At 35.1% G+C, this 601-nt stretch carries 2 protein-coding genes; both read right to left on the bottom strand.

Going from position 1 to position 601, the window contains the following annotated elements; genetic code table 11:
- Positions 1–347 (bottom strand): IS3 family transposase (locus tag OM075_RS25400; RefSeq protein WP_301193364.1); only part of this gene is annotated, 347 nt, incomplete at its 3' end.
- A 32-nt stretch (positions 348–379) separates the two neighbouring features.
- A partial coding sequence (locus OM075_RS25405) for a transposase (protein WP_363321661.1) occupies positions 380–601 on the bottom strand: 222 nt, incomplete at its 5' end.

Here is a 601-nt window from a genome sequence, read left to right on the forward strand (position 1 = left end):
GATACCCAAACTTGTCCTGATTCCTGAGCTTTAAAATTTCTTTTCAAATGATTTTCAGATATCAGATACGAATGTTTTGAGTCTGTTGTAGTCACCTTATATTTCTTTTGCACAATGCTTTTAAGTCCTTCTGCTTGCATTATTCTGGCAACTCTGGGTCGAGAAGCTTTAATGCCTCTGGTTTGTAATTCAATGGTTATTCTTGGACTTCCATAACGTCCTTTACTTTCCTGATATATAGATCTTATTTCTTTCTTTATTCGAGCGGTTTCTAATGCTTGTTTTGAAGGTGCTCTATTTAACCAATTATAATAACTGCTTCTACAAATACCTAATACTTGACACATCTTCTCAACACTAAATACGTTGTTATATAACTTTATAAACTTGAATTTTTGCTGTCGCTCCTGGAGAAGATGCTCACTGCCTTTTTTAAGATATCTCGTTCTATTTGAGCCTCTCTTAATTCTTTTTTTAATCGATGAATCTCTTTTTGCTCAGGTGTCAAATTCGCATTTCCTTGTCCTGAAAAACTGCCTTCTCCATACTGTTCCATTTCTCGTTTCCAACGCCGAACTATATCAGGTCGAATGTCTAATTC

Source organism: Plebeiibacterium sediminum (assembly GCF_026013605.1).
Taxonomy (GTDB): domain Bacteria; phylum Bacteroidota; class Bacteroidia; order Bacteroidales; family Marinilabiliaceae; genus Saccharicrinis; species Saccharicrinis sediminus.